Raw genomic sequence first — 19,782 nt, 5'->3', positions numbered from 1 at the left:
TCGATGAGGCCCCGCGGGGGCAGATGCTGGCGGGGGCCTCATCGTTCGTCAGCGGCGAGGTCCGCTTACACCGATGCGGCGCTTGCGAGCGCCTGGAATGCCCGCCTCGAGCGGGACGGCTGGACGACGACGGCAGCGGCGCGAGCGATGCCGATCTGCGGGGCGGTGAGCCTATGCCCTTCTGGCGACGGGCGTGGTGAACGCGCCGGCGAAGCCGGATCCGGCCAGAGAGTCGCGGCGGTTCACGGAGCTCCAGAACGAATTGGCGACGCAGACGGCGTCGGCGCGGGCCTCCGCTGCTGCCTGGGCGCCTAGAGCCCCTCCTCGAGCTGTCCGTCCCCTTCGGTCAGTTACTCCGCCGGGCCCCGAGCCTGCGCTTGGCCGCCGAGCCGGATTGGAAGGGCGGCGATGTCATACGAGGGCTGAAGTCGCTGCTCGTCGAGGTCTGAAGCCACGCAGCGCGGCGGCCCCGACTCCGCTGCGGATCGGGGTGCCGCACGTCCAAGTGGGGCTGGGAGCCGGAGGGCTGGGGCTACTTCGTCTCCAGGTCCCGCCGGTTGAAGCCTGCGAGGCCCAGCCGGATCAGTCCGGCCGCGAGTACGGTGAGGGTGATGAGCGGCGTCCAGTTCAGGTCCGCTGCGGGGAGCTGTGGGATGTGGCCGAACGGGGACAGGTTCTTCATCCAGTTGGGGAACTGGAGGAGCTCCCCGAGGTAGCCGACGACGAACGCGTACACCGGCACAGCCCATGCCGCCGCGCTCGCCCGCGGGAACCAGCCGAAGAGCACGACCGCGACACCGACCGTGACCCAGAGGGCGGGGGCGTACGCCAGGGACGCGCCGACCAGTTTGAGGAACAGCCCTCCGTCGGAGGTCGAGGCCGCGCCCGCGATGCCGATCCCGAGTCCGCCCAGGAGCAGCATCAGGGTGCCGCCCGCCAGGGCCACGGCCAGATGGCTGCCGACCCAGCGGCCCCGGGACAGGCCGGTCGAGAGCAGCGGCTCGGCCCGGCCCGCGGTCTCCTCGGCGCGGGGGCGCAGCGTGGCCATGACGACGTACACCGCGGCGGCCACCGAGAGGATCACCAGCACCATGGAGGCGAAGGACTCGGCCATCGTGGTGCCGCCGATGCGGTCGAGCGCGTCCTTGATCTGGTCGATGTCCTTCAGCATGTCGTCGGCCTGGCCGAGGATCGAGCCGTACATCGCGCCCATCAGGAGCAGACCGGCACCGAAGCCGAACAGCGTCCCGCGGTGCAGCCGCAGCGCGAAGCCGAACGGCCGGGCCAGGGCGTCGGACGCCACCGGGCTGCCGAGCTTCGCGGCCCGCAGGCCCGCGCCCACGTCCCGCCTGGTGGACAGGACGAAGGCCAGCGTCCCGCAGATCGCGGCCAGCGCCAGGCAGAGCAGCAGCGGCCACCAGCGGTTGTCGACATAGACGTACGTCCGCTGCGCCCAGCCGATCGGGGAGAGCCAGGACAGGGCGTTGTCGCCCGAGTCGCCGGCCGCGCGCAGGACATACGCGGCGCCGATGACGGCGAGTGCGATGCCGGAGGCCGCCCGGGTGTGCGGGGTGATCTGCACGGTGATCGCGGCGACGGTGGCGAAGGTGATGCCGATGGCCGCGTGGGCGAGGCCGTAGAGCAGCGAGCCGCTGGTGTCGATGCCGTCGATGCCCATACCGCCGAGGCCGAGGGCGAGCAGCAGGGCGAGGGTCAGGTTGGCCAGGACGGCCACGGTCAGCGCGGCCGCCAAGTGCGCGTGCCGGCCGACGGCGGCGGAGCGGACCAGTTCGGCGCGGCCCGTCTCCTCTTCGTTGCGGGTGTGCCGGGTGACGATCAGGACGCTCATCAGGCCCACCATGACGGCCGTGAAGCCGAGCATCTGGTGGCCCATCATGGCGCCGAAGTTGTAGTCGTCCAGATAGTGCCTCGGTCCGGTCATGGCGAGACCGGCCGGGGTGTCCATGGTCTTGACGACCGATGCCTGCTGCTTGGCGGTGGCGTACAGCGTCTTGTAGTTGCTGGCCGTGGAGAGCGTGCCGAGGAACAGCGCGAGGATCCACACGGGGATCCGGATCCGGTCCCGGCGCAGGTTGAAGCGGATCAGCGTCCGGGTTCCGGCCAGGGCGCTGTCGCCCGCGATCGGGCCGGTCTGCGCGGATGTCTTGGTGGCGGTGACGGTGCTCATCGGGTGTCTCCGTCGGGGCCGCTCTTGCCGTTGCCATTGGCGGCCAGTTCGTCGCCGTAGTGGCGCAGCATCAGCTCTTCGAGTGTGGGCGGGTGGCTGACCAGGCTGCGGATGCCGAACTCGGACAGCTTGCGCACCGCGCCGTCCAACTGGGCGCCGGCCACGGCGAAGTGCACCCGGCCGTTGTCGGTACGCAGCTGGTGCACACCGGCGAGTGCGTCGAGCCCGGTGACCGGGTGGGTGGTCTCGGCCTCGATGGTCGTACGGGTCAGATGGCGCATCTCGCTCAGCGTCCCGGACTGCACGATCCGCCCCTGCCGGATGATGCTCACCCGATCACAGAGTTTCTCCACCTGGGCCAGGATGTGGCTGGAGAGCAGCACCGTCTTGCCGGCGGCCTTCGCCTCGGAGATGACGTCCTGGAAGACCACCTCCATCAGCGGGTCGAGTCCCGCTGTCGGCTCGTCGAGCAGCAGCAGCTCGGCGTCGGAGGCGAGCGCGGCGACGATGGCGACCTTCTGCCGGTTGCCCTTGGAGTAGGCCCGGCCCTTCTTGGTCGGGTCCAGGTCGAAGCGCTGGATCAGCTCGTCCCGGCGCTGTTTGTCAAGCTTGCCGCGCAGCCGGGAGAGCAGGTCGATGGCCTCGCCGCCGGTGAGATTGGGCCACAGCTCGACATCGCCCGGGACGTAGGCGAGCCGCCGGTGCAGCTCGACCGCCTCGTCCCACGGGTCCTTGCCGAGCAGCTGGGCGGCACCGGAGTCGGCGCGCAGCAGGCCGAGCAGGACTCGGATGGTCGTGGACTTGCCTGCGCCGTTGGGGCCGAGGAAGCCGTGGACCTCGCCGGTCTCGACCTCCAGGTCGAGGCCGTCCAGAGCGTGCGTCTTGCCGAACGACTTGTGCAGTCCGGAGACGGTGATTGCCTTCGTCATGATTCAGAACGTACGCTGGTTTCGCAAAGTTGTGAAGTTAAGGAATCGTATATACTCGTCGGCAGCGTACTGATCAGGGGAGATGATCCGGAGATGACTGAAGCTTCCAAGAGCCCGAGGGACGAAGAGGCCGTCGCCCGGTTCATCGAGTCCTTCGCCGCCACCTTTGTGGAGGCAGGTATCCAGCGCATGCCGGCCCGGGTCTTCTCAGCCCTGCTCGCCGCGGACTCCGGTGCCCTGAGCTCCGCCGAACTCGGTGAACAGCTCCAGGTCAGCCCGGCCGCCGTCTCGGGTGCGGTGCGCTACCTCAGCCAGCAGCACATGGTCACACGCGAGCGTGAGCCCGGATCCCGCCGCGACCGCTACCGGGTCCACAACAACCAGTGGTACGAGGCCCTCGGCAACCGCGACGTCATCATGAAGCGCTGGGAGGACGCACTGCGCGAGGGAGTCAAAAGCCTCGGCGGCGACACCCCGGCCGGCCGCCGGATGTCCGAGACTCTCGCGTTCTTCGAGTTCATCGGCGAGGAACTGCCGCTGATGCTGGAACGCTGGCGCACCAGGCGCAAAGAGCTGTTCCCGGACGACTGAGCACCCGGCTCACCCTCAGGGCAGCGTCAGCGCCCACACGCCCCGTCCGCACCGTCCAGGTCCTGGTCGCAACCGCCCGCCGGTCACCGTGTTCGCCCGATGGCGACGACGAGCACCTCCGCCTGCCGATCGGACAGGTCTCCTTGCCCTTCGGTATCTCACCGACCGGATCCGCCGCCAGGACACCCTGATCGACGAGGCGGAGCTGCCGCGCTTCGTCCAACGCCGCTTCACGATCGGCTACTGATGCCCGCAGCTGGTATTCGCCACGAGGGAACGCTTGCATTTCCTCGTGGTGCACCACCGTGGCCGGCCTCAACACAGCGAAAGCACCCAGAGGCTGGTCACGTATGGCCGTACCTGCCTGGGCACGTTCAGGGGCCCGGCAAGATTTTCGTGAAGTGGAGAGGTGCTCCCGTGCGCCGGTGACACCCTGTCACTCATGGCGGCATGGTCGGCGAGTGTGATGACCTCGTACGAACTGTGTCTCCGCACCTGGATGTGGTGCGGGTGGAACGGGTGTGGGCGGCGGGCAGCGTGGTCCGAATCACCGCCCGTACCCGTGAGTTGACGGTGACGTGCCCGGACTGCGGTCTCGGGTCGACGCGAGTCCACAGCCGCTACTGCCGCACGCTTGCCGACGTCGCGGTCGGCGGACGGCCGGTGCTGATCAAACTGTCGGTGCGGCGGCTGTTCTGTGACGCTGCGGGCTGCAGTCGGCGGACGTTTGCCGAGCAGGTCGAGGGGCTGACGGTGCGCTATCAGCGGCGCAGTCCGCTGCTGCAGCACCTGGTGGAGATGGCCGGGGTGCTGCTGGCCGGCCGCGGGGGTGCCCGGCTGCTGCAGATCCTGAAGACGCCGCTGTCTCGGACGAGTGTGCTGTTCCATGTGATGCGCATGCCGCTCCCACCGGCAGGAACGCCGCAGGTGTTGGGGGTGGACGACTTCGCGCTGTACGCGGACACGTACGGCACGCTGTTGGTGGACGCCGAGTCCCGGTTGCCGATCGAGTTGTGGTCCGGCCGCGACGCAGAGCAGTTGGCTTCCTGGCTGCGGGCACATCCGGGCGTTCGTGTGGTGTGCAGGGATGGCTCGCTGGTCTACCGGCAGGGCATCGCCGAGGGCGCTCCGGACGCAGTGCAGGTCAGTGATCGTTTTCACTTGTGGCAAGGGCTCTCCAAGCGGGTGTCGGACGTGGCCGCGGCCCACCGCCGGTGCCTGACCGCCGCGGTTGTCGATCCTGAACCGGTTCCGGCGAGCCCGGTGGCACCAACGGAGCCGGCCGATACTCGGGCCCGGCGGCATGCGAAGCGGCTGTTCGAGGCGGTGCACGCGGTGACCGGCACCGGCCGCTCGCTCAGCGCCATGGCCCGCGAACTGGGACTGAACCGGCGCACGGTGGCCAAGTACTCCCGCGCCACCAGCTGGCAGGCGTGCGTACGCCGAACTCCGCCGCGGCGAACCACTAGCCTCGATCCCTATCTGGAGTATCTGCAGCAGCGATGGGACGAGGGCGAGCACGTCGCGAAGGTGCTGCACCAGGAGATCACCACCAAGGGTTACCAAGGTCACTACCAGCGGGTGAAGATGGCCATAGCGCCGCTGCGGCGCGGACTGCCGATCGACACGCCGCGTGAGCGGCCGCCCTCGCCCCGTCAGGTTGCCCGCTGGATCACCACCGCACCTCACCGCCGCGGCCTGCACGCCACCGAGCGACTACAACGCGTCCGCGCCGCCTGCCCGGAACTGGATCAGGCCCATGAACTGGTCAGAGAGTTCGCCGCGATGCTCGGCGCCCGCGATGCCACCCTCCTGCCGAACTGGCTCGACAAGCTCACCCACTCCCGACTGCCCGCGATGGCCAGCCTGGCCCGAGCCCTCCGCGAGGACCAGCCGGCCGTCGTCCAAGGCATCACCACCGTGTTCAACTCCGGCGTCAACGAAGGACGAATCACAGATCTGAAGCTTCAGAAACGGATCATGTCGGGTCGTGCGGGAGTCCCGCTCCTGCGGCGGCGTGTGATCCTCATAGCCCACCTCCGACGCCGCTATCGGTGACGGAGTGTCACCAGCGCACGGGAGCACACCCCCACTTCACGAAAATCTTGCCGGGCCCACTCAGACGAGTACGGGGACAACGCGCTTCGGAACTTCTACTACTCCGCCTCCCGCCGTCGCCTCGCGGTAGTGAGCTGGGTTGATTGAGCAACCTCGACCAGCACGCCACGACGCTCAACCCATCTCAAATCCCTCCTGAACCAGCGACCGCCGCGCGGGTTCCCGAACCTGCCCTCCCAGGAATCCACGAACTCGCGCGCTTTCGATCCCGGCGACGCCCTGGTCCTGGCGAACATCCTGCGCACTGTTTTGCACACGCACCGGCCCCTGCCCGAGGACAGTGATCTGGCTCGCGCCATCGCTGTTCTGGCCCGCGCCCAGCAGGACGCCACCTGGAACCGGCAGACCGTCGCCAATCAGCTTCGCTCTCTGCTCCGCGAGTTCTACCCCTCGATCCTGGAGGCCGCATCCACCTGGTCCAACGGCCTGTGTCGCCCCGAGGCCCGCGACCTTCTCCGCCTGGCCCCACTCCCACCAAGGCCTCACGGCTGACCCGCATGCAGCTGGAGGCCGCGCTCGCCGGAAGCGGGGTGTCACGGCCGAGGCTGAGCGGATCCGTGACCTCTTCCGGGCGGACTACGCCCACCAGCCGACGCTGGTCGAAGAGGCGCTGGGCAAGCAGATGCTCGCCCTCCTGGTTCAACCCGAGGTGTGGTCACGGTGACCACTTGTTGGGCGGACGAGCGCGTCTACTACGCGGTGCACGCCGTCCCCCCTTCACCCCGGCCCACCACCTCCCTCAGGGAAAGAAGGACCCGGGCTTCGAGTCCAAGCTGCAGATCGCGGTGGCTCTCGCCACCGAAGCCAAAGCGGCCGGGCTGGTCTTGAGGGCAGTGGCCGCCGACTGCGCTTACGGCGACCACGACAGCTTCCGCGCCGGCCTGCACGCACCCGGCCTGGCGTTCATGATGGCCCTCAAACCCCGGCACGGGGCCTTGATGACGCTTCGTGATGGCGCTGGTGGCGATGTGCCAGTCAGTGGCCAGGGCGATGTCGTAGCGGACCCGGTCGAGATGGCCGATCAGATGGGGCGAAGTGCCGGGAACTTACGGTGTGAGTGAGGGGGCCAGGGTTCGCGCGCCGACCGGCTACCGGGGAGGTATGGGTATGCGGGCCCAGATGGTCTTGCCGTGGCCGTCGGGTTCGGAATAGCCCCACCGGGCGGTGAGGGCGTCCACCAGGTACAGCCCGCGCCCGTGTTCGGTCAGTGCGCTCTGCTTCTGGGGGACAGGGGGAGCAGGGCTGGGGTCGGCGACGACACAGATCAGGGCGCGTTCGGAGCGCACCAGGCCCAGCCATGCACTGTCGCCGCCGATGTGGTCCAGGGCGTGGTGCATGGCGTTGGCGGCCAGTTCGCTGGCGACGACGACGGCGTCGTCGGCGAAGTTGACCAGCCCCCACTCTTCCAGGATGTCGCGGGTGAACTGGCGGATCTGGCGCAGGGAGGCCGGATCGGTGCCGAAGCTGCGGGCGGCGAAGCCGGCTGCGCTGATCCCCAGGACCAGGCCCCAGTCGGGGGCGGTGGACTGCATGGGGGTAGCGATCTCCTGCGGTGTGCGGTCCGCGGGGGAGGGAGCGATCTGGACTCCCGCGCTCTCGCGCAGGGCGGTCAACGTGTGTGCGCTCACTTCCAGTTCCCCCCGAAAGTCGTCCAGCCGCAGGACCAGAACACGGCCCGGCCGGAACTAGTATCCTCGCCACCCCGCCCCGGATGCAATTGCATCGGGAATTGCATCCGAAGCAGATGAAGCGGGCACGTATTCCCCGTCCGTGCCGGGCAGCACGGATAAAGGATCATGAAATTCTCGACTAGCAGGGGGTAGGCGAGCATGAGCCACTACGGAAACGGTGTCTGCGCTGATGCACTTGTAGACGTCACCTGGGTCAAGAGCCGCCGCAGCAACGCGGACGGAAACTGTGTGGAACTGGCGCTGTTGCCCGGTGGGGGCGTGGCGTTACGCAATTCCCGTGACCCGCACGGCCCGGCCCTCATCTATACGCGAGCCGAGGTCGCCGCCTTCCTCACGGGGGCCAAGAACGGGGAGTTCGACCGCTTCGCCAGCTGACGCCGGCCGATCGCCAGACACCAAAACAACGGTCAACCCTGCGGTGGGGCCTCGGCCCTGGGAAACTGGCGCTCGCCGTCAGTTTCCCCGCAGGAGCACCCATGACCGCCGCCCAGCCGCTGGACACCGTGTCCTTCGAGCACTGCCTCGCCGTCGTGGGCCGCAGCCCGACGGCAATGCGCATGGTGCTCGGACAGGTCCTGCGCCAGACGCGCAGAGAGGCCGGCGTCGATGCCGGACGGGCAGGCCTGCACATCGGCGGATCGGAATCCAAGCTCAGCCGCCTGGAGCGAGGGCCTGGTCTCGGCCAAACAGAGCGACGTCACCGCCCTGCTGCACCTCTACGGGGTCCACGACGTGCAGGTACTCGCACGCTTTCGCGAACTGGTGGCGCGCTCGCATGAATCCGGCTGGTGGCACCGGTTCGACGAGGTACTGCCCGACTGGTTTCCCAAGTTCATCGGCCTGCAAGAAGCCGCCGACATGATCCGCACCTACGAAGTCACCCTGGTGCCCGGCCTGTTGCAGACCGCCGACTACGCCCGGGCTGTGATCTGTCAGGGGCACCCGCTGGCGAGCGAGCGGGAGATCGAGGAGCGGGTCGAGCTGCGCCAGACCCGCCAGGAGGTGCTCAGCCGTGCCGAACCCCCGCGACTGTGGGCGCTGTTGGACGAAGCCGTTCTGCACCGCAGGGTCGCAGACGAGCAGATCATGCGGGCTCAGTTCCACCACCTGGCCAACCTGGCCCGCGGCGACTACATCACCCTTCAGATCGCGCCATTTGACGGGGCCCATTGCGCCTCACCGGGCTTTCCCATCACACACCTGCGCTTCGCCTACCCCGGCCTGCCTGACATCGTCTACCTGGAGCAGCTGCGCGATGCCACCTACCTGGACAAGCGGTCAGAGACCGAGCACTACCGCAGCGTCCTGGACACTCTCGCGGCTCAGGCCCTGGATCCCGACCGCAGTCTGCAGCTGCTCGAAGCAGCCGCAGCACCCTGACTGCCAAGCCGACCACCGGCACTTCGGCAGAACCTCAACGGGCTGCCGCGATCAGTCCACGCGGACCACACCGCCATACTCGTACCACTCCCTGGTGCGCTGACGCGGGGAAAGTTTATGCTCCGCAAGCCAGGCCGTCACATCGATCAGGCCGGGAGCCATCATCCGCCAGCCCGCGAAGAACGCCTCGACCTCCTGCGGGGCGCGCACATGCTCCCAGCCCCGCACCCCGCACGCACCCATCAGACGTGCGACATCGGCACGCAGCTGATCCTGTTCGCTGACCCGCTGGCTGGCCACCAGGAAACTGCCCGGCGCCAACCGCCCCGCCGTCTCCCGGAGCAGTCGCGCACAGGCTTGGGCGCCCTCCAGGTGCTGCAGCAGGGACACGAACAGCACGGCCACCGGACGACGCGGGTCGATCAACTCCTCGACCCCCGGCCAGGACAGCACCTGCGGAGCCTGCCAGCCCGTCGCGCGCACCACCCGGGTGCTGCGGCCGTCCTCCAGCACCGCCCGGCCGTGCGCCACCACCAGCGGATCGTCATCGACATAGACCACCCGGGCCCGCGGGTCGACCCGCTGGGCGACCTGATGGGCGGTGACCGGCGTGGGCAGCCCCGCACCGAAGCACACGAACTGCCGCACGCCGACCCCCATCGAGAGACGGCGCACGGTACGCAGCAGATACTGGTGACTGGCCGCCGCCAGCAACCCGGCGCTGGGCGCGATCGCCAGCAGCTTCTCGCAGGCCTCACGGTCCGCGGGGTAGTGATCCTTGCCGCCCAGAAGGTAGGAGTTCATCCGGGCAACACTGGCCACGCTGACGTCGACGACGTCAGCGGACGGCGTACCCCTTGAAGCCATCCCGCCCCTTACCCGCTGCACACAGCCCGGCACCCAGGCCGGTACGAGCACCCCATCGTAGGCACCCCGGCCACGCAGAAGACAGGTACTCGCACAACAGCCCCCGGCCGGGCGAGGTGCGCTATGGACCGCCGCCGCCCAGGACGGCACCGGCGTACGCCAACCGCGGTGCCTATGCCCCCGTCCTCTAGTCGCAGTGCGCATCACCTGCCCTCAGCGCGGGTAGGGTGCGCTGCGCCATACGCAGATGGCTGGCCACGGCGGGTTCCTCCACTCCCATCAACTCAGCAGCCTGTGACTGCGACAGCCGCAGTCGGCAGTGCAAAACCACCACATCCGCCTGTACCGAGGGCAGTACCCTGTGCACGATGTCGCCTCCCCGCGCCGGACGCGCATCCAGCGCCCCGCCGATCAGAGAATCCAGCAACTGCCAGGCAACCGCCGCCGGACGGGAACTGCTGATGACGGCCGGCCAGTCAGCCTTCAAGTCACCGAACACCGCCTCCACCACCTGCCCGGCAGCCTGACGGTCTTTCAGCCGCTCGCAGGCAAAGCGCAGGTAGGGCTCTTGGCGCAGCTGGCGAAACGCGGTGTACTCCAGCGGCGGCGCGCCTACCGCCGCCGCACCGCATCGGCCGCTGCCCGCGGCGGGTCGGTGCGTGCGGGTGAGGGTGTCCGGTGCCGGCACAGCACCACGACGGTGCGAGAAGTACATGGCAAATCTCCCCCTGCCGCTCACGGCAGCTCGGGCGGCGCCTGCGGCGTATCGCCAGGATCGGTAGAAGCGGACTGCGGCTGTGGAAGCGGGACGGGATCCAGGCAGACCAGGAACGCGTAATGCACCGCCTCCCACAGCGGCCGGATGTCCGCAGGCCACCCGCCCATCGCGGCCACCAGCGCCGAGGTGGCCTCCCAACCCGGGACCATCTCTCCCTCGAGCATGTCCGTGATGGACTGCACCGTCAGCACACCCCGCGAGGCGCGCCGCAGCTGCGCCACCTCCGGCCGGTCCGCCGCCAGATACAGACCCCGCAGCGCCGCCCTCAAACGGGCCACCGCATCCCCGATCGCCGGGCGCGCCGGTGTCGTCAGTCCGTGGGCGCTTTCCCACAGCACACTCAGCTCCGCCGGGTCCCCCTCGCACAGCAGGGCCAGATCCCGCACCACCGGCCAGCCTGGTGTGCGCTCACCCGACAGGATCCGTGAAATGTAGGACGCGGACAGCGACGTCCGGTCCGCCACCTCACGGATGGACAGACCACTGGAGCGGTGCAAGTACAGCAGCGCTGCCGCCAGCTTCTTTCCGGCCCGCTCAGCCGCCGGCGACAGGACCCGGCCCGCCTCGCCCTCACGCGCCGCAGGAACCGGGCGGGCGCCCGACCGCTGCGAGGCACGGCGCTTCATACGCCGCTGCACCTCGCTCTCGGCCCACCGGTTGCGCGCCGTGGCCGCGCTGACCCCGGCCGCGGCCGCCACCCGAGCCCAGTCCGCCCCCTGGCTGCGCGCATCCTGCACGGCCGCCGCCCTGTAGTAGTCCACCTCCTGAGCCAGCTCCGCCGCACAGCGGAGCAGTTCCTCCACCGGCTGCCCGTCGTGCTCGGCATCCAGCAGCCCGGCCGACAGCACCTGCAGGTCTTCGGCGATGCGCCGCCCCAAGGGCAGCGCACTGCGCGCCCGCTGGCCGCCCACTCCATCGCGCTGCCGCTGCGCCTGCCTGCGGCAGGCAGCATCGCAGTACTCCTTCTTGCGCCCCGGACCATCCGCCAGATCCAGTACTTCGTTGCACTGGCGGCAGACTCCGCGAGGGGGGCTGGCCCCCATGATTCCTCCCTGAGTGCGCGTTCCTTTTTCTCTTTCTCTGCGGTCCGTTCCGAGCCGCCGCAGAGGAACAACAGCCTCCGCTTGCAGGGGCGAACGCCCCTGGTGAGGGTGCGGGAGCAGGGTGCCGTCCATGGCGCCCCGCTCCCGCACGAGACGCCGTCAGGACACGCGAACTCGCTGGTAGCGGATGGAGGAGTGGCGCATTGTCCAGACCATCGACAGGGCCAGCCCCGCACTGGCGGGGGGCACCCACGTTCCACTGATCAGGACAATGGGCACAACGAGAAGCGCCAGGAAGACGCTTGCCTGAAGCGTGACAGCCCAGGCATCGATCGTCCGGGTTTCATTTCGCGGAAACCGCGGAATGTTAACGTCGGGTCCAGTTGCTGAATCGAGAGAATCGGCAGAGAAAAGCCGGTCAAGCATGGGGACTCGATCCCCCTTCTTGGTTGGAAGTGTGTGGGAGCCCCGGAGTTGGATGTCAGACCGCCCGGGGCTCCTTGTACGTCAAGAGACGTTAGCCGCTCGTTCATATCTGCCGCCATTTAAAGCGGACATCGCACAAAGTTGTGGCACGAGGCGGTAAAAATACCTGAAGAGGTACGAGTCGCTCGGGTGAACGAATGCATTTCCGAAGCAACTCGAAACCATCCGTTCAAAAGTGTTCACCGTGCTGGTGTCACGCCCGATCCCCTCCGTGCGACGCTGAGGGCTGGCCGCGTGGGATAGCCGATCCGGCGCAGGCTCGCTGGGCAGGGCGCGCCTATGGCTCAACCGGCCTGGCCGCACCGCTACTTCTGCGTGGTTCAGGCGGCTCGCTGCACCGAACTGGTGCACGCGCCCCGGCTGTCTCTCGTCAGGAGCCGGCCCGGCGTCGTGGGCTGTGGCGGGGCCGGGCCCGCTCTCCCGCACCCGGCCATCGAAGTCGCCTCTTGGCCGGCATCGGCACGATGCTCCTTCTGTACGAGGCCATGACCAACGAGTACTTCCCGCGACCATCCGGCGAACAGAGCCCCCACACGCGACACGCGAGGAGTTCAGAGCCAAAGGCAGCGGCTCCGGCCCCTTCGCCGACGCGTCCCAGAGATTTCGCTCAGGCTCGGAGGGATCAGGAGATGAGGGGGAGCGGCAGCCCCGTCCTCACAAGGTGAGGGGCCCCTCGGGGGATCGACGACCAGAGCGTGACCGGCGAGCCAGTCAGACGTTAGGGCTGGTACGTGTCCGACCGGGGGCGCGCACCGTGGGCAGGTCGTCGCGGTCGTTGCCGTCGGCCAGGGCGTCGGCGGGCAGCTGCCGGTAGGCGTGCAGCAGTCGGCTGACCGCCTCTGGCTGGGTATCTGCCAGCGAGACCAGTGCAGCCAACACCTGGGCACGCGAGGTGTGTTCACCGGCCGCAGTAGCGGAACGGACGAGAACGTTCAGGCGTTCGTCGACCTCCTGGGGCCAGGAGACCAGTGTGTTGCGACGCGTCTGCTGACACAGCAGATCCACGGTCCCCCCTCAATGACAACTGACCTATAACAAATATATATTGAACGCATGGTGACGCTGCTGCAAGACCGCCAGATGCCGGGTGCGGTGACAGAGTCCGCCCCGGCCTGTTTGCAGGTGGCGGGACGCCCCCTGCAGCCGACGGCCGTGTTCGACACCTACTGGCGGTTCGCCGCAGCTCGCCAAGCTGTCTACCTCGCCCGGCTTAGCGGCGGGAGCGGCCCGTGGACCAGCGACCCGGTTCTCTCCCAGTACCGGTTCACCAACTGCTACCGCGCCGCCGATCGGGTCAGCCAGACGCTCATCAGCGACGTGATCTACCAAGGCCGCCAGGAGTGGGACGAAGTCTTCTTCCGCACCCTGCTGTTCAAGATCTTCAACAAGGCTTCCACCTGGCAACTGCTCACTGGCGAGCTGGGCGAGGTGTGCTGGGACAGCTACGACTACCGGGCCTATGACCGGGTGCTGTCAGCCGCGTTCGCCCGTGACGAGCGCCTGTACTCCGCCGCCTACATCGTGCCGCCCCCTCAGCTGGGGGAGGGGCGCAAGCACCGCAATCACCTGCGGCTGCTGGAGATGATGATGACGTCCGGAGCCCCGGAGCGGGTCCTGGAGGCGCCAACGATGCGCCAGGCCTACGAGGTGCTCCTCGGCTATCCGGCGATCGGCCCTTTTCTGGCCTACCAGTACCTGATCGACCTCAACTACGCCGAGGTGATGCCGTTTGACGAGATGGACTTCGTGGTGGCCGGCCCGGGCGCGCGGGACGGGATCCGCAAGTGCTTCGGTCCCGCGGCCAACGGCATTGAGGCAGAGGTGATCCGCTACATGGCCACCACCCAGGACGAGCACTTCGCCCGCCTGGGCCTGTCCTTCCCAGGACTGCGCGGCCGCCCCTTGCAGCTGATCGACTGCCAGAACTTGTTCTGTGAGGTCGACAAGTACGCCCGCGTTGTGCACCCGGAGATCGTGGGTATCAGCGGCCGCAGCCGCATCAAGCAGAGCTACCGGCAGGACGCCGCGCCGGTGCCGGCCTGGTTTCCGCCCAAGTGGGGGCTGGACAGCGCACCCTGATGTGCGGGGCCCGGCGGCCGGGCCTGCGCCGTGAGGTCAGACGGCCAGCGGCGGAGTGTCGGAGAGCAGCGGGCGGACGCTGGTGATGGGCCCATCCAACTGCGCGTATCCGGCCATGATGGTCAGGGTTCCGCGGCGTAGCCCGGCCTGAGAAGCGACGTGCTTCAGCAGCCCGCCCAGGCCAAGGTAGTTTCCGTAGGCGCGCTCGAGCATGTAGTGGCTGCGGTAATAGGCGGCGGCGTGGACCGTTCCGGTGCGGTCCAGCTGGAAGGAACAGTGGCTCAGGCACGGGAACCCGCGGATGAGATTGTCGCGGTCGGGGGCGTGCACCAGTGCCTCGGTGCCCTCGGGTGAGCCGTCGGCGGGGTGGGCCACATCGACCTCGTAGGCGGCCGTCATCGTGGCGCTTGCGGCGGACTGCTGGCGCAGCCGGCCGATCACCTTGGCCACCTGATCGATAGGGGCGCCGTCCGTGCCCGGGTATGCCACCAGGCGCCCGAAGTAGGTGCCGTGATGGTTGCCCGCATACCGGCGGGCCCGCCCGTACAACGCCTGGTAGCGGGCGGCGAGTTCAGCGTGGTCGGCGCAGCGCGCGGCCAGGTCGGCGGGGAAGATCGTGTTGGCTACGGTGGTGATCGGCTCGTGGCCGTGAGCGGTGCGTATCCGGTCCAGCTCGGTGCGAAAGAGCAGGTCGTCGGCTGCGGGCTCCGCGATCCGCACGACGGTGTGATAGCCGGTGCGGGCCGGATTGTCTCGGCGGTCCAGGGCGTTACAGGCGGCGATCCAGGCGCGGGTGACGTTGCGGCCCGCGACGGTGAAGGTGTGCACGTTTCCTCCTGGCGCAGAAGAAGGGGTGGTGCAGGACGAAGGAGAAGAGCGGGGTCAGGGAGGCCAGGCCTCGTCGATGCCCGAGCGCGGTGATTCCCGCACCACGGTCACCTCCAACGGCTCCTCACACCCGGAAACCTCGATACGTACGGGCCCAGGGCAGGCGAACTCGTCGGTGATGGTGACAGCTTCCAGCTGCCCGCTCCCGTAGGTGCCGTCGGGCCACGGCTCGATCCCCTTGGGCAGGGCAGCGAAGAAGGACCGGGCCGAGTCCGGATGCGGGTGCGGGTGCGGTACGAGGATGTCCCCGACGTCCGCGTGCACCCGGTGGCCGTGCCAGGCCGCACCGAGGGCATGCACGTGGACCCCTGCAGCAACAGGTCGCCTCTGCAGCAGGGAGCTCTTGATCGCCGCAGGAGGAACGCGCAGCCACTGCTCGCCCCGCCCGGCCTCCAGCTGGGACAGGCGCACCAGGTGCCGCACGGTTCCGGCGTAGGAGGTGCCCAGCGCGCGGGCCACCAGGTAGGCGTCCTCGGGGCCGCGCGGGCGGCCCTGCGCGATGCGCTGCAGTACGGCCAGCACAGCAGGGCGCGGCATCAGATACCAGGCGGCGAACGCCTCTGCGGTCTTCTCCTCGTCGGGCCAGCTGCCGTTGCCCCACCGCAAACCGGGGTCGATCTCGTTGTCGTACACGCTGTGATGGCCCAGCCGGTGGTGGCCCAGCTCGTGGGCGGCGGTGTGGCGCTGGGTGACGATGTCGAGCCCGGAATTCAGCAGGATCGCCGGGCCGTCGTCGCGCACGGATCGGTACACACCGAACAGCCGGGGCATCGGCTGGGCCATGCCGATCACACGCGCGGCCCTCAGGGAGCGGTGAACGGGAACGTATCCGGTGCGGTCTACGCCCAGGTCGCGGTGGGCCTGGTTGGCCGCGATCCCCGCGATCCGGTGGGCGAGGTTCCAGTTCACCGCCCGGGCTCCCCCGCGTCTGCCGTCTCCTCAGGGGCCTCCCGCTCGGCCGCCCGCCGCAGGGAGAGGTACTCGGCGAACTCCAGCACCGTCTTCTGGTCGCCGTCGGTCAGCTGCGCCAGGGCCCGCGGCAGCCCGGCCAGCACGTGCTCGCCGACGTCGGCGTCCTTCTCCTCGGACAGGTAGTAGGAGACGGGCCGGCGATAGAGACGGGCCAGCTTCTTCAGCTCCAGGCTGTCCACCCGCCGCTCACCGCGCTCGATGTCACTGATCGCCGTGCGGGGGATCCCGGTTCCCTCGGAGACGTACTGCTGGGAGACGCCCAGGTAGTCGCGGGTCTGCTTGAGCCGCTCGCCGAGACGGACGAGCTCGGGATCGCGGGAACGAGCCTCGGATGGGGGAGGGGTCATGTCTGTTGCCCTTCTGTGATGGCGTCCTGCACGGCGGCAGCGAAGGTAAGTACGGACCGGGTGGCCTGTGCGGACTGCCGGTCGGCGGGGATCTCGATGCCGTAGAGCTCCTCGACGCGGGTGAGAATCTCGACGATGAGTACGGAGTCCACCGGCAATTCGGCTCCGGCCTCCTGCAGTTCGGCCCGCACCTCGGCGGCGGGGCGCGCCTCCAGTTCGGCGAGGAACTCGATGACGACCGTGACGACGTCCTCCACGTCTGGCCTGATCCTGCTCAGCGCTCTCCCCAATCGTCTGATTTCCCAACAGCGTTGTCCTAGCATACGACGAACGTCGGGTAATCCGACAGGAGTTGTCCCAGGATCAGACGTAGGGAGCAGTGTGGACTTCCAGCGCTACCAACAGGCCGCCGTCAAAACCCTCCAGGCGCCCGCCCCCGGCGCCGACCCGATACTCGTCCCCCTGCTGGGACTGGCCGGCGAGGTCGGCTCCCTCACCACCGCCTACAAAAAGCACCTGCGCGACGGCCCTTCCTTCGAACAGTCCAAGCACCAGCTGCGCGAGGAGCTCGGCGACGTCCTGTGGTACATCGCAGCCCTGGCCGACCGCTTCGAACTGTCCCTGGAGGACATCGCCGCGGCGAGCCTGGAGAAGACCAAGGACCGCTGGCGCCCCACACCCGACGCCGAACGCACCGCCTTCGACGCCCACTTCCCCGACCACGAACGCCTCCCGCGCCAGACCACCCTCACCTTCACCCCCACCCCCACCGACGACGGCCGCAACGTCATCGTCCTCACCCGTGCCGACGGGAAACAGGCCGGCGACCCGCTCACCAGCGCCTCCCGCGTCGAGGACGACTACCGCTTCCACGACGCCTTCCACCTCGCCCACGCTGCCGTCCTGGGCTGGTCGCCCGTCACCCGCTTCCTCCTGGGCCGCAAACGCAAGTCCAGCCCCGACGCCGACGAGGCCGAAGACGGCGGCCGCGCCATCGCCATCGAAGAGGGCATCTCCGCCCTGGTCTTCTCCTATGCCGCCCGCCACCGGCACTTCGCCGACATCAAGCACGTCGACCATGAACTGCTCACCACCATCGGCCACATGACCGCACACCTCGAAGTCGGTGCCTGCCGTGCTGCCGACTGGGAACACGCCATCCTCACCGGCTACGCCGCCTGGCGAGAGCTGCGCGCTTACGGCGGCGGCAGCGTGCAGCTGGACCTGGACCGCCAGACCCTCGAGGTCCAGCCCGCCTGACGTCCTGCCCGCTCGGGGGCAGGGGTTACTGCTCGGCGGTGGTGATGGGCCGGGACTCCGGGGACGAAGCCGGGTCCGGCATCGCCTTTGGGCGCGGTTCCTTTGAAGGGATGATCGGTTCGGGTTTGCGAGCCGCCGAGCTCAGTGGCCGTTATGAGGCGTCGGCGTAGGCGAGGTAGGTGCCGCAGACGGTGCAGCGGAAGAGCATCGCGGTGGCGCCTTCACCAAGGTGGGTGAGGAACTGCTCGAGTTGGGCGGCATCGTGCCAGCCACCGATGCGCAGGTCCTGCCTCAGTTGGTCGAGGGCTTCGGGGTGGGCTGCCAGTTCGCTGTAGCCGACCTCGCCGATGAAGGCGGCCGCGTCGTGGCAGTGGACGAGCCAGTGCGGGTCCTGCCACGCGTGGAAGCCGGGGGTGCGGCGGGTGACTTCGTGCAGGATCTCCTCGCTGACGCCGTCGAGTCCGTAGGAGTCCGTGAACTCGCCGGCGAACCGTTCGGCCGCACTGCCGTCGGCGATGCACCAGGGGCAGAAGCGTCCACTGACCTCTTGGGCGGTGTAGAAGGTCGCGGTGTAGATCCACCCCGTCGCGCGGTCGCAGCATGCGCACGTCTCGGCGCTCTCACGCATGGATCCGCTGGCGAGCGGATCGGGGTGGTAGCGGAAGGCGGGAAGTTCTGGGCTCACCGGTGCAGTTTGTTCGTAAGACAGCCTCACGATCAAGCAGTTAGGGCGAATCCCCGCTGGTCGGGCGCCGGATAGAGGCGCTGGTGCTCACATGTGGTGTGGTGGCGCCAGTAGGAATCGAATTCACCGTTGTCTATCAACGTGCGGAGCCGCAGGACAGCCTCGGCGCCTGCGAGGCCCCAGCGGGCGCCGGTGATGTCCAGACGATCGCCGATCAGGTGCCGGCAGACACCCTCGATTGCACCGGTGGCGATCGGCCAGCCCGCGGCCAAGGCGATGTCATAGCGGAGCTGGTCGAGGTGGCCGGTCACATAGCGACGACAGACATCCACGGCCTCTCGCCGGCCTGCTCGGAGGCCGGCACGGTCGGCTTGGGTGGTCATCGCCTGGGCTGCCCGGCCGGCTTGGCCTGCGAGGATCGTGGTCCGATGGCCAGCGACCCAGGCGTCGGCCTCTGCGGATCCGACCTTGTGGAACGCATGGGCCGCGGTCCAGACGTACTCGGTGACGTGCACGAAATGCAGGAGCAATTTGATCGTGCAGCCGCGGCGAGCGGCTTCGCGTTGGATCAGATCGAGTTGGTGGCGGGCACCGTCGACCAGGACGACCCAGCACCGGTGGTGGCTGGGATCGCGGGCCTCGGCCTGGGCAAAGACATCGGCGACGACCTTCTCGGGCGGATGGAGGAGGGAGGCGGTGCACCACTTCCGCATCGCGGCCGGGCCGCGGCGGATGCGACGGCGGGTGCTGCGGCCGCCCGGCGGATGAATCACATCGTGCGGGCGCGGGGGAGCGGGGACGGCGTCGAAGACGCAGGCCACGGTGGCCATCCGCTTGCGGTTGGGTTTCTCGCCCGGCGTGAGTCGGCTGCGATGTCCGGCCTCGGCGGCGAGGTGGGCTCTTTGGGGGGGCGGGCCGTAGAGCCTCCGGTCGCATGACCACCCCTTGCCGTCGACCTCAATGACCAGCAGGACGTCCCGGCTGCAGGGGACGGGAATGTACTGCTGGTAGAAGGAATCGATGTCACCCGAAGCCGCAGCCACGAGCTGATTCCGGTGTCGAGCGGGCGGTCCTCGCGCCGTTGGTGCCTCCGCTGAAGCGGGGTGGCCGGCCGGCCAGGCACCCGCGGCGTGAACTCCTCGATGCTCTCGCGCACTGGCTGTGGGCATGGCTGCGCATGGCGGCTGCTCCCGCACGATTTCCCGCCGTCTCCGTCAGTCCGGCACCTGTGCCCGGCCCCGGGCCCGCTAATCCCCTCCTGCCCCGTTCGCGGTCGATTACCCCACCGTCGAACACACGAAAATCTGTGTCGGCCACAGTAGACATTGGGTGGTGGTGTGGTTATGGTTTCTCTCGTAACGGAGATCGAGCAGGGCCTGGCAGAGATGAACTGCCGGGCAGTGGTACCCGCAAGTGCAGTTGCAGGGCGGTGCGGTGGTGGAGTTTCGAAGCCAGAGCGGTTGCAGGACGGCGACGGGGC

The 19,782-nt window shown here is 68.7% G+C and carries 19 protein-coding genes and 2 pseudogenes; 8 read left to right on the top strand and 13 right to left on the bottom strand.

The window, feature by feature from the left end; all coding sequences use genetic code 11:
• Nucleotides 1–532: 532 nt before the first annotated feature.
• Together AC5P1C_RS40665 and AC5P1C_RS40660 are read right to left on the bottom strand one after the other, a co-directional pair.
• Nucleotides 533–2,188, bottom strand: a complete 1,656-nt coding sequence (locus tag AC5P1C_RS40665) for an ABC transporter permease (protein ID WP_493871034.1) — start codon at nucleotides 2,186–2,188, stop codon at nucleotides 533–535.
• Entirely contained in the window at nucleotides 2,185–3,117 is a 933-nt protein-coding gene (locus tag AC5P1C_RS40660; protein ID WP_493871033.1) for an ABC transporter ATP-binding protein, read from the bottom strand. Before AC5P1C_RS40660 ends, AC5P1C_RS40665 begins: the two co-directional genes overlap by 4 nt.
• Before the next feature lie 93 nt (nucleotides 3,118–3,210).
• Here AC5P1C_RS40660 and AC5P1C_RS40655 point away from each other — a divergent pair, with 93 nt between their 5' ends.
• The 4 genes and pseudogenes from AC5P1C_RS40655 to AC5P1C_RS40640 all read left to right on the top strand — a co-directional run.
• Nucleotides 3,211–3,708, top strand: coding sequence for a GbsR/MarR family transcriptional regulator (locus tag AC5P1C_RS40655; protein WP_493871032.1), 498 nt, complete (start codon nucleotides 3,211–3,213; stop codon nucleotides 3,706–3,708).
• 483 nt (nucleotides 3,709–4,191) lie between these two features.
• On the top strand, nucleotides 4,192–5,766 hold the full coding sequence (locus AC5P1C_RS40650; RefSeq protein WP_493871031.1) for an ISL3 family transposase: 1,575 nt from the start codon (nucleotides 4,192–4,194) through the stop codon (nucleotides 5,764–5,766).
• A 264-nt stretch (nucleotides 5,767–6,030) separates the two neighbouring features.
• Nucleotides 6,031–6,469: pseudogene (locus tag AC5P1C_RS40645) on the top strand (IS110 family transposase); the annotation flags it as partial.
• Nucleotides 6,388–6,758 (top strand): annotated as a pseudogene (locus AC5P1C_RS40640) (IS701 family transposase); the annotation flags it as partial. The pseudogenes AC5P1C_RS40645 and AC5P1C_RS40640, both read left to right, overlap by 82 nt.
• 156 nt (nucleotides 6,759–6,914) lie before the next feature.
• Here the strand turns inward: AC5P1C_RS40640 and AC5P1C_RS40635 are convergent.
• On the bottom strand, nucleotides 6,915–7,454 hold the full coding sequence (locus AC5P1C_RS40635) for an ATP-binding protein (RefSeq protein WP_493871030.1): 540 nt from the start codon (nucleotides 7,452–7,454) through the stop codon (nucleotides 6,915–6,917).
• Nucleotides 7,455–7,655: 201 nt separating this feature from the next.
• On the opposite strand from AC5P1C_RS40635, the gene AC5P1C_RS40630 reads away from it, so the two are divergent.
• The gene (locus tag AC5P1C_RS40630; RefSeq protein WP_493871029.1) at nucleotides 7,656–7,892 is read left to right on the top strand and encodes a DUF397 domain-containing protein; all 237 of its coding nucleotides are present in this window, start codon (nucleotides 7,656–7,658) and stop codon (nucleotides 7,890–7,892) included.
• A 231-nt stretch (nucleotides 7,893–8,123) separates the two neighbouring features.
• The gene (locus AC5P1C_RS40625) at nucleotides 8,124–8,897 is read left to right on the top strand and encodes a DUF5753 domain-containing protein (RefSeq protein WP_493871028.1); all 774 of its coding nucleotides are present in this window, start codon (nucleotides 8,124–8,126) and stop codon (nucleotides 8,895–8,897) included.
• A gap of 51 nt (nucleotides 8,898–8,948) precedes the next feature.
• Here the strand turns inward: AC5P1C_RS40625 and AC5P1C_RS40620 are convergent, their stop codons facing one another.
• From AC5P1C_RS40620 to AC5P1C_RS40605, 4 genes are all read right to left on the bottom strand, one after another.
• Entirely contained in the window at nucleotides 8,949–9,764 is an 816-nt protein-coding gene (locus AC5P1C_RS40620; RefSeq protein ID WP_493871027.1) for an SAM-dependent methyltransferase, read from the bottom strand.
• A gap of 187 nt (nucleotides 9,765–9,951) precedes the next feature.
• The gene (locus AC5P1C_RS40615) at nucleotides 9,952–10,479 is read right to left on the bottom strand and encodes a sigma factor-like helix-turn-helix DNA-binding protein (protein ID WP_493871026.1); all 528 of its coding nucleotides are present in this window, start codon (nucleotides 10,477–10,479) and stop codon (nucleotides 9,952–9,954) included.
• Nucleotides 10,480–10,499: 20 nt separating this feature from the next.
• Complete coding sequence (locus AC5P1C_RS40610) at nucleotides 10,500–11,585, bottom strand: helix-turn-helix domain-containing protein (protein ID WP_493871025.1); 1,086 nt, start codon at nucleotides 11,583–11,585, stop codon at nucleotides 10,500–10,502.
• Nucleotides 11,586–12,782: 1,197 nt separating this feature from the next.
• Nucleotides 12,783–13,076: a hypothetical protein gene (locus tag AC5P1C_RS40605; RefSeq protein WP_493871024.1), complete on the bottom strand. Its 294-nt coding sequence runs from the start codon at nucleotides 13,074–13,076 to the stop codon at nucleotides 12,783–12,785.
• 48 nt (nucleotides 13,077–13,124) lie between these two features.
• Here AC5P1C_RS40605 and AC5P1C_RS40600 point away from each other — a divergent pair, with 48 nt between their 5' ends.
• Nucleotides 13,125–14,150 (top strand): nucleotide kinase domain-containing protein, encoded by a 1,026-nt coding sequence (locus tag AC5P1C_RS40600; RefSeq protein ID WP_493871023.1) that lies wholly within the window; start codon nucleotides 13,125–13,127, stop codon nucleotides 14,148–14,150.
• A gap of 36 nt (nucleotides 14,151–14,186) precedes the next feature.
• Here the strand turns inward: AC5P1C_RS40600 and AC5P1C_RS40595 are convergent, their stop codons facing one another.
• The 4 genes from AC5P1C_RS40595 to AC5P1C_RS40580 are packed head-to-tail and all read right to left on the bottom strand — an operon-like array spanning nucleotide 14,187 to nucleotide 16,614.
• Nucleotides 14,187–14,978, bottom strand: a complete 792-nt coding sequence (locus AC5P1C_RS40595) for a thymidylate synthase family protein (RefSeq protein WP_493871022.1) — start codon at nucleotides 14,976–14,978, stop codon at nucleotides 14,187–14,189.
• A gap of 54 nt (nucleotides 14,979–15,032) precedes the next feature.
• Nucleotides 15,033–15,947, bottom strand: coding sequence for an ImmA/IrrE family metallo-endopeptidase (locus tag AC5P1C_RS40590; RefSeq protein ID WP_493871021.1), 915 nt, complete (start codon nucleotides 15,945–15,947; stop codon nucleotides 15,033–15,035).
• The gene (locus tag AC5P1C_RS40585) at nucleotides 15,944–16,357 is read right to left on the bottom strand and encodes a helix-turn-helix domain-containing protein (RefSeq protein WP_493871020.1); all 414 of its coding nucleotides are present in this window, start codon (nucleotides 16,355–16,357) and stop codon (nucleotides 15,944–15,946) included. The genes AC5P1C_RS40590 and AC5P1C_RS40585 overlap by 4 nt, the downstream gene beginning before the upstream one ends.
• Complete coding sequence (locus AC5P1C_RS40580) at nucleotides 16,354–16,614, bottom strand: phosphopantetheine-binding protein (protein WP_493871019.1); 261 nt, start codon at nucleotides 16,612–16,614, stop codon at nucleotides 16,354–16,356. Before AC5P1C_RS40580 ends, AC5P1C_RS40585 begins: the two co-directional genes overlap by 4 nt.
• Before the next feature lie 124 nt (nucleotides 16,615–16,738).
• On the opposite strand from AC5P1C_RS40580, the gene AC5P1C_RS40575 reads away from it, so the two are divergent.
• Nucleotides 16,739–17,617, top strand: a complete 879-nt coding sequence (locus tag AC5P1C_RS40575; RefSeq protein WP_493871018.1) for a nucleoside triphosphate pyrophosphohydrolase family protein — start codon at nucleotides 16,739–16,741, stop codon at nucleotides 17,615–17,617.
• A 151-nt stretch (nucleotides 17,618–17,768) separates the two neighbouring features.
• On the opposite strand, the gene AC5P1C_RS40570 is transcribed toward AC5P1C_RS40575, so the two are convergent.
• Nucleotides 17,769–18,302: a CbrC family protein gene (locus tag AC5P1C_RS40570; RefSeq protein ID WP_493871017.1), complete on the bottom strand. Its 534-nt coding sequence runs from the start codon at nucleotides 18,300–18,302 to the stop codon at nucleotides 17,769–17,771.
• 32 nt (nucleotides 18,303–18,334) lie between these two features.
• Entirely contained in the window at nucleotides 18,335–19,471 is a 1,137-nt protein-coding gene (locus AC5P1C_RS40565) for an ISKra4 family transposase (RefSeq protein WP_493871016.1), read from the bottom strand.
• Nucleotides 19,472–19,782: the final 311 nt, after the last annotated feature.

Source organism: Streptomyces sp. A18, from assembly GCF_059026065.1.
Note: the sequence above shows the minus strand (reverse complement) of the source record. Positions and strands in the feature narration are given on the sequence as shown.